14 protein-coding genes are annotated in these 15,638 nt (G+C 48.4%); 8 read left to right on the top strand and 6 right to left on the bottom strand.

Features of this window, described 5'->3' with window-relative positions:
* The first annotated feature begins 55 nt into the window (after nucleotides 1–55).
* Nucleotides 56–1,492, top strand: coding sequence for an arylsulfatase (locus PV783_RS26115; protein WP_420990203.1), 1,437 nt, complete (start codon nucleotides 56–58; stop codon nucleotides 1,490–1,492).
* A gap of 8 nt (nucleotides 1,493–1,500) precedes the next feature.
* On the opposite strand, the gene PV783_RS26110 is transcribed toward PV783_RS26115, so the two are convergent.
* Nucleotides 1,501–2,490: an aldo/keto reductase gene (locus PV783_RS26110; protein WP_420990202.1), complete on the bottom strand. Its 990-nt coding sequence runs from the start codon at nucleotides 2,488–2,490 to the stop codon at nucleotides 1,501–1,503.
* Nucleotides 2,491–2,626: 136 nt separating this feature from the next.
* Here PV783_RS26110 and PV783_RS26105 point away from each other — a divergent pair, with 136 nt between their 5' ends.
* The 5 genes from PV783_RS26105 (at nucleotide 2,627) to PV783_RS26085 (ending at nucleotide 7,697) form a co-directional block, all read left to right on the top strand.
* A complete protein-coding gene (locus PV783_RS26105) occupies nucleotides 2,627–3,532 on the top strand; it encodes a helix-turn-helix domain-containing protein (protein WP_420990201.1) in 906 nt (301 codons plus the stop codon).
* Nucleotides 3,533–3,589: 57 nt separating this feature from the next.
* Complete coding sequence (locus PV783_RS26100) at nucleotides 3,590–4,018, top strand: SRPBCC family protein (protein ID WP_420990200.1); 429 nt, start codon at nucleotides 3,590–3,592, stop codon at nucleotides 4,016–4,018.
* Nucleotides 4,019–4,317: 299 nt separating this feature from the next.
* Nucleotides 4,318–5,364, top strand: a complete 1,047-nt coding sequence (locus tag PV783_RS26095) for a type II asparaginase (RefSeq protein WP_420990199.1) — start codon at nucleotides 4,318–4,320, stop codon at nucleotides 5,362–5,364.
* A gap of 18 nt (nucleotides 5,365–5,382) precedes the next feature.
* Nucleotides 5,383–7,026 carry an aspartate 4-decarboxylase gene (gene aspD, locus PV783_RS26090; protein WP_079470188.1) on the top strand — a complete coding sequence of 548 codons (1,644 nt, stop codon included), beginning with the start codon at nucleotides 5,383–5,385 and terminating at the stop codon, nucleotides 7,024–7,026.
* A 104-nt stretch (nucleotides 7,027–7,130) separates the two neighbouring features.
* On the top strand, nucleotides 7,131–7,697 hold the full coding sequence (locus PV783_RS26085; RefSeq protein WP_420990198.1) for a YceI family protein: 567 nt from the start codon (nucleotides 7,131–7,133) through the stop codon (nucleotides 7,695–7,697).
* Between the two features lie 83 nt (nucleotides 7,698–7,780).
* Here PV783_RS26085 and PV783_RS26080 read toward each other — a convergent pair whose 3' ends face one another.
* On the bottom strand, nucleotides 7,781–8,221 hold the full coding sequence (locus PV783_RS26080) for a carboxymuconolactone decarboxylase family protein (RefSeq protein WP_079470186.1): 441 nt from the start codon (nucleotides 8,219–8,221) through the stop codon (nucleotides 7,781–7,783).
* A 91-nt stretch (nucleotides 8,222–8,312) separates the two neighbouring features.
* On the opposite strand from PV783_RS26080, the gene PV783_RS26075 reads away from it, so the two are divergent.
* On the top strand, nucleotides 8,313–9,779 hold the full coding sequence (locus tag PV783_RS26075; RefSeq protein ID WP_420990197.1) for a PLP-dependent aminotransferase family protein: 1,467 nt from the start codon (nucleotides 8,313–8,315) through the stop codon (nucleotides 9,777–9,779).
* Here the strand turns inward: PV783_RS26075 and PV783_RS26070 are convergent.
* A complete protein-coding gene (locus PV783_RS26070; RefSeq protein ID WP_420990196.1) occupies nucleotides 9,773–12,388 on the bottom strand; it encodes a putative LPS assembly protein LptD in 2,616 nt (871 codons plus the stop codon). The two genes, PV783_RS26075 and PV783_RS26070, sit on opposite strands and share 7 nt — an antisense overlap.
* 89 nt (nucleotides 12,389–12,477) lie before the next feature.
* Between PV783_RS26070 and PV783_RS26065 the strand changes: the two genes are divergently transcribed.
* The gene (locus PV783_RS26065) at nucleotides 12,478–12,849 is read left to right on the top strand and encodes a winged helix-turn-helix transcriptional regulator (protein ID WP_420990195.1); all 372 of its coding nucleotides are present in this window, start codon (nucleotides 12,478–12,480) and stop codon (nucleotides 12,847–12,849) included.
* Between the two features lie 18 nt (nucleotides 12,850–12,867).
* Here PV783_RS26065 and PV783_RS26060 read toward each other — a convergent pair whose 3' ends face one another.
* From PV783_RS26060 to PV783_RS26050, 3 genes are read right to left on the bottom strand one after another with little or no spacing between them, the layout of a single operon-like run.
* Complete coding sequence (locus tag PV783_RS26060; RefSeq protein WP_420990194.1) at nucleotides 12,868–13,269, bottom strand: hypothetical protein; 402 nt, start codon at nucleotides 13,267–13,269, stop codon at nucleotides 12,868–12,870.
* A 24-nt stretch (nucleotides 13,270–13,293) separates the two neighbouring features.
* Nucleotides 13,294–14,691: a DUF4302 domain-containing protein gene (locus tag PV783_RS26055; protein ID WP_420990193.1), complete on the bottom strand. Its 1,398-nt coding sequence runs from the start codon at nucleotides 14,689–14,691 to the stop codon at nucleotides 13,294–13,296.
* 26 nt (nucleotides 14,692–14,717) lie between these two features.
* Nucleotides 14,718–15,605 (bottom strand): substrate import-associated zinc metallohydrolase lipoprotein, encoded by an 888-nt coding sequence (locus PV783_RS26050; protein ID WP_420990192.1) that lies wholly within the window; start codon nucleotides 15,603–15,605, stop codon nucleotides 14,718–14,720.
* Nucleotides 15,606–15,638: the final 33 nt, after the last annotated feature.

Below are 15,638 nucleotides of genomic sequence, written 5' to 3'. Positions count from 1 at the left end.
GAATACTTTTGTATTTTGGACCAGCGAAGTAATTGCAAGGTATAGCACAATGAACATGAAAATTTTTAATACACTACTGCCTGTTGCAGCAGGGCTCACCCTGTTAACCGCACCAGTGGCGGCACAGCAAAAAAAGGCGACTCCTCCCAATATTGTTTTTATTCTTGCGGACGACCTGGGTTACGGCGACCTGAGTGCATATGGTCAGCGTAAATTCAGTACGCCCCACATCGATCAGCTGGCAAAGCAGGGTATGCGGTTTACACAATTCTACGCAGGTACATCGGTATGCGCACCTTCCCGCGCATCGCTGGTAACCGGGCTGCATACAGGGCATACCTTTATCAGGGGCAACAAGGAGATCCAGCCGGAAGGACAACAACCTATAGCCGACACCGTTACAACGGTGATGGAAGTACTGAAAAAAGCCGGGTATACTTCCGGTATCTTTGGTAAATGGGGACTGGGCCCGGTTGGCTCAGAAGGCGATCCGCTGAAGCAGGGAGCCGACCGTTTTTATGGTTATAACTGCCAGCGCGAATCGCACCGCTTTTTTCCAACACACCTGTGGAACAACGATACCAAAGTGGTGCTGGAACAAAACGGCCAGCTGGAACATATGAACACCTATGCACCGGACCTTATCCAGCAACAGGCGCTCCGCTTCCTGGACGACAATAAAAACAAACCTTTCTTTTTATATCTCACCTACACCCTGCCACATGCGGAGCTACAGGTACCGGATGATAGCCTCTTTCAGCATTTTAAAGGCAAATTTGAAGAGAAGCCCTATAAAGGCAACGACTACGGCCCAAACGCCACTGTGCCTGGCTATGCCTCCCAGCAATATCCGCATGCTACTTTTGCCACAATGGTTACCCGGTTGGATAACTACGTAGGACAGGTGATGGCGCGCTTAAAAGAACTGGGCTTAGATAAAAATACCCTGGTGATTTTTACCAGCGATAACGGACCGCATAAAGAAGGCGGCGCCGATCCGGCTTTCTTCAACAGCAGCGGAGGTTTTCGCGGGGTTAAACGCGACCTGTATGAAGGCGGTATCCGCGAACCGTTTATTGCACGCTGGCCTGGTAAAATCAAAGCCGGCAGCACCAACAGTTTCCAGGGCGCGTTCTGGGACATTATGCCTACACTGGCGCAGCTCACCAACGCACCGGCCGTGCCTTATACAGACGGCGTGTCACTATTACCTGCGCTTACAAACGGAAAAGGACAGCAGCAACATAATTATCTCTATTGGGAATTCCATGAAGACGGCGGCCGTCAGGCTGTGCGGGAGGGAAACTGGAAAGCGGTGCGCTTGCAGGCAGCGCAACACCCTGATGGGCCTGTGGAACTCTATGATCTTTCCACAGACCCGGGAGAAACAAAGAATATGGCAGCAGCCCGCCCGGACATTGCGCGCAGACTGGCTGCCCATATGAAAGAGGCGCATGTGGAAACAGCGTTGTTCCCCTTCCAGGAAAAGTAGCGGAACGCTTAGCTCTTATCCACCAGTTTGTTCATTGCCTCAGTATACCGTTCCCCGGTGTTGGGATATTTCTGCAGCAATTCTTCCAGGTTTTGCAGATCAGCAGCTGTTAAATCTACATCCACTGCACCGGCGTTATCCAGCAGGTATTTTCTCCTTTTGGTGCCGGGAATAGGAATGATATTTTCGCCCTGTGCCAGCACCCATGCCAATGCCAGTTGTGCAGTGGTACAGTTTTTACCGGCAGCCAGTTCCGCAAACCCGGCAGCCAGCAGGCGGTTGTTTTCCGCATGTTCGCCCTGGTAACGGGGGAGTGATTTGCGGAAATCGTTGTCGGCAAGATTGGCAATATCAAGGTCGTTGGTCATCAGGCCGCGTGCAAGCGGACTGAATGGCACAAAGCTGATGCCCAGTTCCTTGCACGCCGGCAGGATCTCTTTCTCCACGTCTCTTGTCAGCAGCGAGTATTCGCTTTGCAATGCACTGATAGGATGTACGGCCTGCGCTTTACGCAAAGTGGTAGCCGAGGCCTCGGAGAGGCCGAGGTAGCGTACCTTTCCTTCCTTCACCAGTTCAGCCATAGCGCCTACCATTTCTTCCACTGGTACGTTCGGGTCGATGCGGTGTGCATAATATAAATCAATCACATCCGTTTGTAATCTCTTCAAGCTGGCTTCCACGGCCTTTCTCATGTAGGCGGGTGAACCATCGAATTGTATTGCACCGGGCGAAGCAGGAGAAGAAGTAAAGCCAAATTTGGTGGCAATAAATATCTTGCTGCGGTTAGGCTTTAATACTTTGGCGATCAGCTCTTCATTTTTGCCGGCAGCATACACATCCGCTGTATCCCAGAAATTGATCCCGATTTCCAGGGCCTTTTCCAGGGTGGCAATAGATTCCACGTCGTCCGGCGTGCCATAGGCAAAGCTCATACCCATGCAGCCCAGTCCGATGGCTGACAATTGCACGTCTGTTGTTCCTAGTGTTCTGTACTTCATATGATGTAAATTTCGGGTTGGTGGTAATTCAAAGGGGCAAAGATAAGCGGCGTAATACCTGCATACTTGTAGTTATTACAGTATTAATTGTGCAAATCAAAGATACCCCGTAATATTCGTATTTTTAGGACCCATTATGAACCACGACAAACAACATCAGTTAGTTACCGCATTCAGCGTTACCGATATCACAGACTGGTTTTGTGATGATATCCGCTTAACGCATACTGTTTCCCGTTACACAAAACCCGATAAGATACGCGCCAGCAACGATACCGATGTGGTACGCCTGCATTTCGGCATGAAAGGCGACTATGCGTTTTCGTATAAACAACTGGACCGTTCTTTTGACCTGATCGGCGGGCATCACAACATCATGTACTCAAATGGCTTTGAGATTGAAGTAACGCCCAAAGCCACAGAAATAGAAACATTCGGGATCCAGTTCTCCAAAAAACAATTCCTGGAATTTACCGAAAACGGGAATGAACATCTGCAACGCTTTTGTGAAGCGGTGCTGAGTGGAAAAAGCGTATTGCTGTCTGAAAACTGGGGTCCCATTGATGCCGGTATCCAACAGGTGATTGTGCAAATACTGACCTGCCGTTTTACGGGACAGCTGAAGAAATTATTCCTCCTGTCGAAGAGTATTGAATTGCTGGTGCTATCGGCCGAGGCATATAATTATACCGCGAAGAAAGACATCTTTATAAAAAATAAAACAGACAAAGAAAAGATCATTGCAGTAAGAGACCTGATCAACGACCGGCTCACTAACCCGCCCGGCCTCAGTGAAATAGCGCAACTCGTAGGACTGAATGAATATAAACTCAAACGTGGTTTTAAAGAAACATTTAATTCCACGGTGTTTGATTATCTCACCGGGCAACGCCTGCAGCTGGCCAATCAATACCTGCAGGACACCCAGAAAACTTCTGCTGAAATAGCCTATGAGCTGGGCTATTCCACACCACAACATTTTAATAATGCCTTTAAAAAGAAATTCGGGGTTACTCCCAATTCCGTTAGAATTAATCCGTAAAATGCAATCCGCCGGAACAGCGGTTGCTTAATATTGTACTATCAAAAACAATGTATTATGGACAAGCAGTTAAAACTTTCGGAAACCATCAGTATCAACGCCCCTGTTGCAAAAGTATGGGCCGCCATCACTGATAAGGCACTGATCAAAGAATATTTTTTTGGAACAGATGTTATCAGCGACTGGAAAGTGGGTAGTCCGGTGATCTGGTCCGGTGAATGGGAAGGAAAACACTATGAAGAAAAAGGTGAAGTACTGGCAGCGGAGCTGGATAAGAAATTATCTTTCACTTACCTGAGTTCCGGTAAAGAAGATAAACCGGAGAATTATTCCGTTATCGTTTATACACTGAACAGTAACGGCAATGGCGCTACCGGCTTTACCGTGAGCCAGGAGAATTTTGAAAACCAGGAAGCCTGCGATCATTCGCGCGATAACTGGCAGCAGGTGCTGGCTGGCCTGAAGAAAGTGGCGGAGAAAGCGTAAAGGATCGCCTTCGGCGATGGAAATTGTCTTGAAGCAGGATTAGGCTGATTATACTGATTACGCAGATTTGATTACGTTTTGATTTTAAAAGATTAGGGAAGATAAAAGCGGATGTATTCGTTTTTATCTTCCCTAATCTTTTAATAAAAATCCCGGAAAATAAAATCAGTGTAATCAGTATAATCAGCCTAATCCTGCTTCAAGACAATTTTCATCGCCGAAGGCGATGTGAACAATCCGCAAACTTCCGTTGTTCTATTATCCTGACCATTCCACCAAACAATCTAAAGGTGTTACATATGAAAATCGTCTGTACTTTAATCATTGTATTATTTGTCTGTATCTCATCCATTGCCCAGAAACCCCGTGTGATCATCCTGGCCACCGGCGGCACTATTGCCGGTGAAGGCGCTTCCGCCGACAGGGCTGCTTACACGGCAGGCAAGGTGCCCATTGCTTCTTTACTGAAAGCGGTACCGGGTATTGAGAAAATTGCAGCTATTACCGGCGAACAGATCGCCAACGTAGGCAGCCAGGATATGACCATTGATATCTGGATGAAGCTGAATAAGCGGATCAATGAAATATACGCCAATAATGAGGCGGATGGTATTGTGATCACGCATGGTACCGACACACAGGAAGAAACCGCGTATTTTCTGAACCTCACTGAACGTACCGATAAGCCGGTAGTGCTCACCGGTTCTATGCGCCCCTCCACCGCTATCAGTGCAGATGGTCCCAAAAATTTATTTGATGCTGTAACCGTGGCTGCCAGCCCTAAATCTGCCGGACGTGGCGTACTGCTGGTGTTTAATGAAAGCATTTTTGATGGCCGTGATGTATCAAAAGGGAATACTACCAAAGTAGATGCCTTCTATGCGCCCAACCTGGGACCGCTGGGCCAGGTGTACGATGGCCGGGTGGCCTACTACCAGAGCGCCATGCGGAAAGCAAATAAAGAAACGCCTTTTGATATTGCGGGTGTTACGTCATTGCCGAAAGTAGGTATCGCTTATATGTATGCCGATGCGGACCCGGTAGCCATTAACAATTTTGTAAAAGACGGGTACAAAGGAATTATCATTGCCGGCGTAGGCAACGGTAATTTCAACAAAGCATTTTACGACGCCATTGCGGAGGCGATAAAGAAAGGCGTGGTGGTGGTGCGCTCCAGTCATGTTGGCTCCGGCCGCGTTACCCAATATGATGAAGTAGACGATAAAACACTGGGTACCATTGTGAGCGATGACCTCAACCCGCAGAAAGCCAGGATCCTCCTGATGCTTGGACTTACCCAAACTTCAAACAGGGATATGTTGCAGAGTTACTTTTTCACCTATTGACCCGACAAACATTATTTTATGGGACTGTCTTATATCAAAACTACCGTTGCAGAACAACGTGCATTACAGAAATTAAGCCCTTTTGAACTGAAGGATACGCTGATTTCACTGGCACAACAAACCGCACAGAAAAGTATTGAGGTAATGCTGAATGCAGGGCGTGGTAATCCTAACTGGACGGCCTCCACACCGCGGGAAGCCTTCTTCCTGCTGGGGCAATTCGGTATAGCGGAATGCCGCCGTAATATGCGGGAGGAGCATGGCTTTACCGGCGTGCCTGAAAAGAGCGGCATCGCCGACCGGTTCAAAAGTTTCCTGGCCCTGCATAAAGATGCTCCCGGCGCGGCGCTGCTGCAACAGGCATATTTATACGGACAAAATGTACACCAGTTTAACGACGATGCCTTTGTATTTGAACTGGCAGAAAGTGTGATCGGTAATGAATACCCGGTGCCTGGCCGCATGCTGGCACATATGGAGCCGATTGTGCATGATTATATTGTACAGGAGATGTGTGGCGGGGAAAAGTCGAAAGGTAAATTCGACCTGTTTGCCGTAGAAGGCGGCACGGCGGCGATGTGTTATATCTTCGATTCACTGATGCAGAACAAACTGCTGAAACAGGGATCAAAGATCGCTTTGATGGTGCCTGTTTTTACGCCCTATCTGGAAATACCGGAACTGGACCGCTACCAGTTTGAAGTGGTGTATATCAACGCGAAGGGCGAAACCAAAGAAGGCCGGCATACCTGGCAGTACCCGGATGAGGAACTAGAAAAATTAAAGGACCCTGGCATCCGGGTGTTGTTTTGTGTAAACCCCAGTAACCCGCCATCGCGGGCCCTGGCGCCTGCAGCGTTGGATAAGCTGGCAAAGATTGTAAAGAAGGATAACCCTCATCTGATGATTGTAACGGATGATGTATACGGCACTTTTGTGAATGGGTTCCGGTCGTTGTTGTCAAAGATCCCTTACAACACAATCTGTGTATACTCTTTCTCCAAATATTTTGGTTGTACCGGCTGGCGTTTAGGCGTGATCGCTATTCATGAAGACAACATCTTTGATGAGCAGATTGCCGCCCTGCCTGCCGCTGCTAAAAAAGATCTGGCAAAGCGCTACAGTACTACTACATTGCACCCGGAAAAAATGAAGTTCATCGACCGCATGGTGGCGGATAGTCGACAGGTGGCGCTGAACCATACTGCCGGACTTTCGTTGCCGCAGCAAACACAAATGACTTTATTCAGCCTGTTTGCGCTGCTCGACAAAGAGAACAATTACAAACAGGTAGCGCAGGCGCTGGTGCATAAACGGCTGAAGTTATTGTGGGATAAGCTGGAACAGCCGCAGCTGGATGATCCGCTGAATACCGGGTATTATGCTGAAATAGATATTGCATCGTGGGCGTCGAAAATTTATGGAGACGATTTCCTGAAATGGTTGCAGAAAAAAATGCAGCCCACGGATATCCTTTTCCGGCTGGCGGAAAAAACGGCGATTGTATTATTGAATGGTGGCGGCTTTGCCGGTCCGGAATGGTCGGTAAGGGTATCGCTGGCCAATTTACCTACCGATGCGTATACATTGATAGGGGAAAGCCTTACTGAAATTATGCACGAATACGTGAGCGCCTACAAAGAAGAAACCGGTAAAAAATAGCTTTTTTTTCATAATGATAGATGTACGGCAGGTGGCATTGCAAGGGCTGCCTGCTGTTTTTTTATGATTTGGTAATAAGCGGGGAATTAGCCAACTTAGCAGGTATGAAAGCACCCGCAAACGCACGGCGTATATGGTTGTTATGCCTCCTGGCATTTTGCAGTATTTCTGCACAGGCGCAGCACTATGTTCCTACAGACGCCGGTTCCAAAGTACAGTTTACCATTATCAATCACCTGATCTTTACTTCTACGGTGAATGGCTATTTCAAAGGATTGAAAGGGAGTATCCGTTTTGATCCGCGCGACCTGAAATCGTCATCGATAGATGCTACCGTGGCTGTAAATACGATCAGTACCGGTATTGGTAAACGCGACAGGGACCTGCTGGAAGAGAAGTATTTTAATGCGGCAAAATATCCGGTGATGCGGATTGTTTCCACCGGCATTGCAGCTACGGATAAGCCCTCCACTTACCAGCTCACTGCGGCGCTTACCATCAAGGGAATTACGCGAACCATCACTTTTCCGTTTACGGCAGTGGTATCTGCTGAGGCGGTGCAACTGACCGGTAAGTTTACCATTAACCGGAAAGACTTCCAGGTGGGGCCAGACAATGCCATTGATGATAAGCTCACAGTAACGCTGAATGTACAGGCAAAAAAACAGTAACGGTGATACGCCGTGTGCCCGTACACGGGTATCATCCTCAGCTTCGCTGCGGGCAGTTTTTACAGATACCATATTGTTGGGTTTTATTGACCAGGAATACGCCGGGTAGTGATCCCGATACGATCCCACGCATTAATAATATTGACTGCCATAATCAGCTGCGCAGTGCCATTCAGACCAAATGTGGCCAACGCTTTTTCATAGGTTTCATCGGTAAGTCCTTTCTCGCTGATAAGCGTAATTTCTTCCGTCATAGCCAGGATGATCCGCTCTTCTTCCGTGAACTGTGGCGATTCCCGCCATACCGGGAGCAGCAGCAGGCGTTGCGTGGTTTCGCCTGAGTTAAGTGCGTCTATACTATGTTTATTTACGCAAAAGGCGCAGCCGTTGATCTGCGAGGCGCGTATTCTTATCAGCTCATGATGGAGCGGAGCAATGCCGGTGGTAGCAAGATATTTTTCCAGCCCCAGCATAGCGGCGTAGGCGCCGGGTTCCGTTTCGTTCATCAAAAATCTGGTTGTCATCGTCAATTGTTTTGTATTAAAAATGATCCTGCAAATTTACCGGCAACTGGAGTATCTTAGTAGTCCACCTTACAATTGTTAAGTAGTCCAGATGCTGCCATTTAAAACGCTCATACAAACAGATAAAACGCTGAAGCTGCCGGTGTACCAGCAAATCGCCAACCGGCTCATAGGGCTTATCCAGGAAGGGATCTTAAAGCCGGGGCTATATCTGCCCGGCAGCCGGGTGCTGGCGTTGCAACTGGAGCTGCACCGGAAAACGGTGATTGCGGCGTATGATGAGTTGGTAAGCCAGGACTGGCTGGTGGCGGTGCCGCGCAAAGGGGTGATGGTAGCGGCCAATTTACCGGTAATACGACCCCGGACTTATCGCGGCGCGGTATCTCCTTATGAAGATGCGGCGGCGTTTTCATTTCATCTGGCTCCTTCCATAACACTGGCCAGTGTGAAGCCGGTTACCGGTGCACTGGTCGTCAATGATGGCTTCCCGGATGCACGGCTGGCGCCTCTTACCGACTGGGTAAAGGAATGCCGTTCGGTGATTGAAAGTCCTCGGTATCACAAGCTGCTGATGTATGGAGGCGCTACTGGCCTGGAATCGCTGCGCAAGCAAATGATGGAGTATCTTTCTGATACCCGCGGATTAAATATCAGTTTGCCGCATATCATGATTACCCGCGGCGCACAAATGGCTATTTACCTGGCTGCTGCATTACTCATCAAAAAAGATGACCTGGTGATTGTTGGTAGTCCGAACTATTTTTTCGCGGACCTCTGTTTTGAACAACGGGGCGCACAGCTGTTACGGGTGCCGGTAGATGAAGAAGGGATTGACGTAGATATGATTGAACAGCTATGCAGCAAACGGAAAATAAAGATGCTGTACCTGATTACGCATCATCACCATCCTACCACGGTTACGCTGAGTGCAGCGCGGCGAATGAAGCTGCTGGCGGTTATCCGGAAGTACAAGTTGCCGGTGATAGAAGATGACTACGATTATGATTTTCACTACAGCTCGGCGCCAATTTTACCATTGGCCAGTGCAGATCATGGCGGTAATGTGATTTATATCGGGTCGTTTACAAAATCGCTGGGGCTGTCTATCCGTATCGGGTTTATGATTGCGCCTGCGGATTTTATTAAGGCCGCCGCCGACTTGCGCCGGCTGATGGACCTGCGCGGGGATAACCTTTCCGAGCAGGCATTGGCCAATCTGTTTGAGGATGGTACCATAGATAGGCATCTTAAAAAATCAAATAAAATTTATAAAGAAAGACGGGACCTGCTTTGTCACTTATTGCGCACCAAACTTGGCGATGCGGTGAAGTTTACGGTTCCTTCCGGCGGAATGGCTATCTGGTTGCGCTTCTCCAAAAAATATCCGCTGAAGAAAATTGCAGCAAAGGCAGCAGCACTTGGTTTGCAGATGACAAGCGGCGAGCAATACCACTATGGCGCTTCGTCGCAGAATGCGCTGCGTTTGGGTTTTGCATCGCTCAACAATAAAGAAATTGCGGCGGTGGTAGGAACACTGGAAAAGGTGTTGTTCTACTGATCATAGAACTGCCTGGATCGGTTAAGCCGCAAATCCTTCAGGATGCTGGCTTTGGCGCTTATAGTGAAACTGAACTGCCGGTAAGTGCCAAACGGAATCAGGTTGATGGAGAGATTGAAATCGTGCAGGTCGCGCGAGATATACATGTTGGTGTACGCGATTTGCATGTTGGTAAAATCGAAGCCACTGTTCAAACCGATCTTCCATTTTGGTGTGAGACTGAAGTCGCCGTTAAAACTTACATATTGGGTGATCCGCTTTACCACGCCGCCGGAATCGGGGATAATGGTGTTGGTATAAGATAAACTATAAGAAAGATCTATGCGCCAGGGGATATCGAAATCCACGTATTCGCCCGGATTGTTACGCACCATCTGCAGCTGCCGCTGTTGCGCCGCAAAAGCGGCGTCTGCGCCCTGTACATTCTCCAAAGAGTCGATCTTCTGTTCCTTTTCCTTGCTCTTTGCATCCTTCGACTGGAACGAAGTGCTCAGGGAAACGCTGGCGTTGGTTAAACGCCCCAGGCTGATTTTACCCTGCTGCCATACGTATTTATCGAGGCGGCGGCCACGGGCATCTACCTGGTAGGGATCGATGTTACCGCTGGCGGAGATATTCAGTTTATCGAACAGGTTGGTACGGGCGTAGAGGCTGAAAGTAGACAACTTAAATGAATCGGCCACCAGGTTGTAGCTGCCGTTGATCCCAAAACCATCCAATAGTTTTATTTTCTTTTCATGATGCCCGGTTGTATCTTTTTTCGAGAATACTTTCATCTCCAGGTTATTATCCAGTCCGAAGTTAATACCTCCGAAAGCGCCTGGGGAAGGCACCCCGATGATAGCCCCGTCGAAATCGGACACCATTTGTTTATCGCCTTCCTTGTTGTACTGCAGCTCATGATAATACTGGCTGGAGAGATCCGGGCGGTAGCTTACACTCATCGTGGGCCGCATCACATGACGGATGGCTTTTATCTTCGAGTTTTTGTTAAACGTATACATGCCGTACATGGCGGTGGACAGCGACATGCTGGCGCTGATATCGCGGGCACTGTAAAAGCCCGGAATATAAGTGGTGTCAATAGCGCCACCCGCGGTGTCCGATCCAAGGTTCTTTTTATTGGGGTCCCACTTGCGGATAAGTTTCTTGGTGTACCAGTATTCTGTATAGTTGATGCCCGGTGATAACGTAAATGTTTTAAACACCGGGATAGAAAACGAGATCGGGATATTGTGCTGCATACCTGTTTGCATGGCATCAAACATCGCTTGTTTTCCAAACAGGGAATCCTTGAAATTAGCCTGGTTACGCAGGATGGTATTGTAGGAAACCCCGATTTTTTCATACCACTTTGGTGTGCCCACCATTTCCTTTGGCTGGAAAGGGTAGATGGTGTTCACGGTGAAAGTCGCATCCGGGAAAGAGATGGACACATCGCGGGTGCTGAGGTTTTGCGAGTGGTTCAATCCCATTGTAAGGTTATAGGGTTTGCCCTGCCAGGTTTTGGAGAACGTGATAGATGACCCGATGTTATTGTTTACGCGGGTATTGTAATCAAATACATTGTATTTGTTATAGGAAGATGTACCAAAGTTTACTGCCGCACCAAAGTTCACACCGGGGCGGGCCTTGCTGTCCATACTGTGGTTCCAGGTTACGCGGAAATCTTTCGAGGTACTGAACTCTGATTTTACTTCCGGGTCGCCGAAGCGGGTGTTGGCAAAGTCGAAGTTAAAGCCCCCGTTGTATTTATATCTTTTCCGGTAGGTAGGACTGGCCTTGATCCCCCAGCTGCCGTACGAGTAGAGGTCTATCCGGGTAGTGAGGTCGAAGTTGTCGCCCAGGCCGAGATAGTACCCGCCGTTTTCCAGGCCGATTCCCTTTTGCTGGTTCACCACGTATTGTGGTGGTAGGATCCCGGAGCGTTGTCCCTGGGTGATGGGGAAAATGGCGAACGGGATAAACAAAGGTGTGGGAATGCCTTCAATTTCCAGGTTAGCCGGACCGGAGATCACCAGTTTATCGGGGATCACTTTTATTTTACGGGCGCGGAACTGGAAGTGCGGGGTATCGAGATCGCAGGTGGTAAATGTATTTTTAAAGCCGAAGATGGTATTGTCCGGCATCCGTTTGGACTGCTGGCTGGTGATAAATCCTTCTCCATATACCGACCGGGTATTATAAATTTTTGCTTTACGGGTGGTAATATTAAACTGCATGGTATCTGACTCAAAGCTTTGCCCGTTGTCGGTCATAACAGGGCGGCCAATGGCTTTGCCGGCGGTGTCGTTTACTTTGGTGGCTTCCACCATGCCGTTTTCCTGGTCGAAGCTGATACGTTCCGCGGTGATGTTGGTTTCTTTGTATTTGGTATCGCCGCTACCGTACAGGAGTATACGTTTTTTGGGTATCTGCATTACGATGGAGTCTTTCGCTTTGTAATGGATGGGGGCATCCATGCTATCGGGTGAGGCGATGGGCAAAGTATCAGCGGGGAGGCTGTCCAAAGCATCCGGTGAAATAATGAGGGCCGTATGAGGCACGCCTGCGGCAATAAGAATGAGGGCAATCAGTAAAACCGAAAGTAGCTGGCAAAGTATTTTCATGTATGCAATTGGATGGCATCCGTTGAGCGAAAATAGTACCGGAATGGTTATGTTTGCCTCGTGTAACCGGTTACAAAAAGGATACTGACATGGAACATTTAAGCGAAAAGGAATGCAAATCAGCCGGGATGGCTGTAAGAGATACTTTAGAAACCATCAGCGGAAAGTGGAAGCTATTGATACTTTTAACATTTTATAAAGGAGGCAAGCGTCGTTTCCGTGAGTTGGTGAAAGAATTAAACATTTCACCGAGGGTACTTTCAAAGGAATTGCAGGAGCTGGAAATGCATAAACTGGTAAGTCGTACGGTATGCGATACGCGGCCGGTGACAGTGGAATATGACATTACGCCTTACTGCAAAACACTGGCGCCGGTGATTGGTGCGATGAAAGAGTGGGGAGAGCAGCATCGCGTGGAAATTCTCGGCAAGAAAAATACAAGTGAAAACGGAGGGGAATGATCCCCTCCGTTTTTTATTTTAGTAGAATAATCCTCTTAACAGGTTTTTCTTATCGTCGAGTGGTGGCTTTGACGCCATGAATGCGGACATCTGTTCGCTGTTCAGCACTGCGGCGAGTTTTGTTTTAAAGTCGTTGAACAGGGCAGGTTGCTGCTGCCTGTAAACGCTGAGGTCTTGTTTGTTAGCCAGCGCCAATGTTCTTTTGGCGTCGAGATAGTTCAGTATTATTTTATTTACCTGTGGTTTCTGCGCATCGGTCACCGCAATGTTTCTCAGGTAAATCATGCTATAATCGGTATTGGCCCTTGTTTGCTTGTAGCCTTCCTTTACCTGGTTAACCGGCGACGGGGTGCTTTGTTGGGCCTGTGCCAATTTGCCGCCCAGCAGGGTTATAACAGCTATGAAGAATATCTTTCTCATCTGATAAAAATTTTAATAATAAAATTACTGGTGGTTCCATGAGATCCAGCCCAGTGCATCGCCGGCAGTCACCATATCCATTGTAGTTCCATCTGCTTTACGTACAATATAAAAGCCTGCGGAGTTGGCAAAATAAGGCGGTGCTGTTTTACCGGTATTAAAAACATTATTGGTAGAAATAATGGCCGGAGGATTCACGATTGGATCGCCGCCGTCGAGCATTTCGAAGGTAAGACGGCCGCCACTTTGTAAATATGGATACGCCACTCCGCCCGCAAACAGGTAGGGGTAGCCGTTAGTAGCTCCTACGAAGAACGGCGACAACACATCATAAAAGTCGCCACCGCCTGCATCTACCAGGCCCGGGAAGTATACATACCTGTAATAGGTTCGGCCGGGAAAGGTAAGTCCCCTGATATTGTAAGCGTCATCCACTCCGCTGATGTGGAAGCCCGGAATAGTAAGCCAGGGATTGTCGAGTCCTTCGTTGTAGAAGTCGATAGCGATTCCTGGTTCCGGCGATAGCGGCGCCAGAGCGGGCGCAATGGTAGCAGCAGTACCATTGACAGTGGCGCTGATGGTGCGGCTGCCTGCATTCCAAACGAGATTGTCGAGGGAGCGAACCGTGAGTCCACCAACAGTAACGGGTTCCTGCAGTATGATGCTGGTGGGCGCGAACTGGCAGCCGACATTGGTAATAGTTTGACTGCCTGCTGTTTTAATATCGAACGACCTGCCGCCTACGCCGGGAGTTATTTCGAAGATGACGCCGCCAACGTTCACCCGTTTGAAATATTCGAGGATCTTATTGAAGGTGCTATAGGAACCGAACCCGCTGGTAGTAAACAGGGTTTGTTCTGCCTGCGTGGCCTTTACCATCACCGCTTCCGCCTGATTCAGGTTGCCTTTCAAACGGATGGTGTCTCCCAGTTCCGATGCGGCTATGTTGTCTGCAAAAGAAAATTCAAAATCGGTTCCCCATCCGAAGCCTGATCCGAAAGGACTGTTGGATATACTACCATCCGGATCGCAGGGGAGGTGAACATAGCTATAGGTATCAAAGATCAGCGTTGGGCGCTGGTTAGCTTTGATGCGATAGCCGGTATTGTTAAAAACAGTGGCAGCTCCCATGTTAAAATCCGACAGCATAGACACCTGGCTGTTTTTATCGAATTTCATATAATAAGAGAATACTGCTTTGGGCCCGTTGCGGGTAACGCCGCCATTGGTGGAGGTACCGTTGGTGTACTGGGTAACCACCCATCCATAGGGGGCGTCCGTAAGCTTTTGCTGATAGGTGGCCAGGGCCTGTGCTATTCTCACATCCGTTGGTATCCCATCTATATTAAGGTCTGATTTCCTGTCGCACGCAGAGAGCATCACTGCTATGCCGAGGAAATAATATATCCATATCTTTTTCATAAATAATAATTCAGGGTGATCAACAATTATTGATAATAGGCGGCCAGGGCTCTGCGGCATTTGCGTTGCAGGGCATAAAAGTCGATAGACCACGACCGGGCAAAATAGTCCACCACCGCTGCTTCTTTTGCTTTGATGGCTTCATATCCATATGTTCCCGGACCATCTGTCTGATCGGCCAGAATTTTCTCATAGTTGTCGTATCCATCGTTGCCATTGTCGGCGCCTATCAGGAGGGACGCGACCATTTCCACGAAATCTTCATTCGGGTCCGATTCTGCGTAGGCGGTAATGAACCCGTCCATCCGCGCTTCCTGGTCGGCGATATTATACCAGTTACCGGTGTACCGTGGTGTGATCTGTTTAAATGAAGGAGGCACTATAATATTCTGATTCAGGATGTGGCCGAACTCGTGGTGCATGGTATGTCCCATCCGTTTCAGCGTATTGGAATCTTTTGCCTGGGTGGTGAAATTGTTAAATTCAAACAGCACCATGGAAGTACCGCCTTCCGCCTGGCCGAGAATAATAGAACCATTACTCAGGTATTGTGCGGAACCTGCTACTTTAAATGTTTTCGGCAGGTATTTTCTCAGGAAAACGGTGCTGCCGGTTTGATCATTATAAGGTCTGAAAGTAACCGCCAGCAAGGCTTTTAGCGCCGGGATCATTTTCTCAGCCTTTGGCGGAACAATTTCGTAAGGAAAGTCCAGCTGACCGGGCAGCCATTTATAATAAACAGCGATGTTATAAGGTACAGTCAGACTATCGTGTATAAAGATATCTTCCAGCGTGTTGGCGGTAGAGTCGCCGCCGAGTCCAACGGGAGGTGTGGTAAGGTTCACCTTTTCTTTTTTGCACGCGCTCCCCATTAGTAGCAGGAGGAAGATGCCGGTGATGATATGTAGTTTCATTGGTTTCATTTTTAAAAGGTTTACAACAGATGA

The organism is Chitinophaga sp. CC14, assembly GCF_048957795.1.
Lineage (GTDB): Bacteria > Bacteroidota > Bacteroidia > Chitinophagales > Chitinophagaceae > Chitinophaga > Chitinophaga ginsengisegetis.
This window is presented reverse-complemented; position numbering and strand designations above follow the sequence as displayed.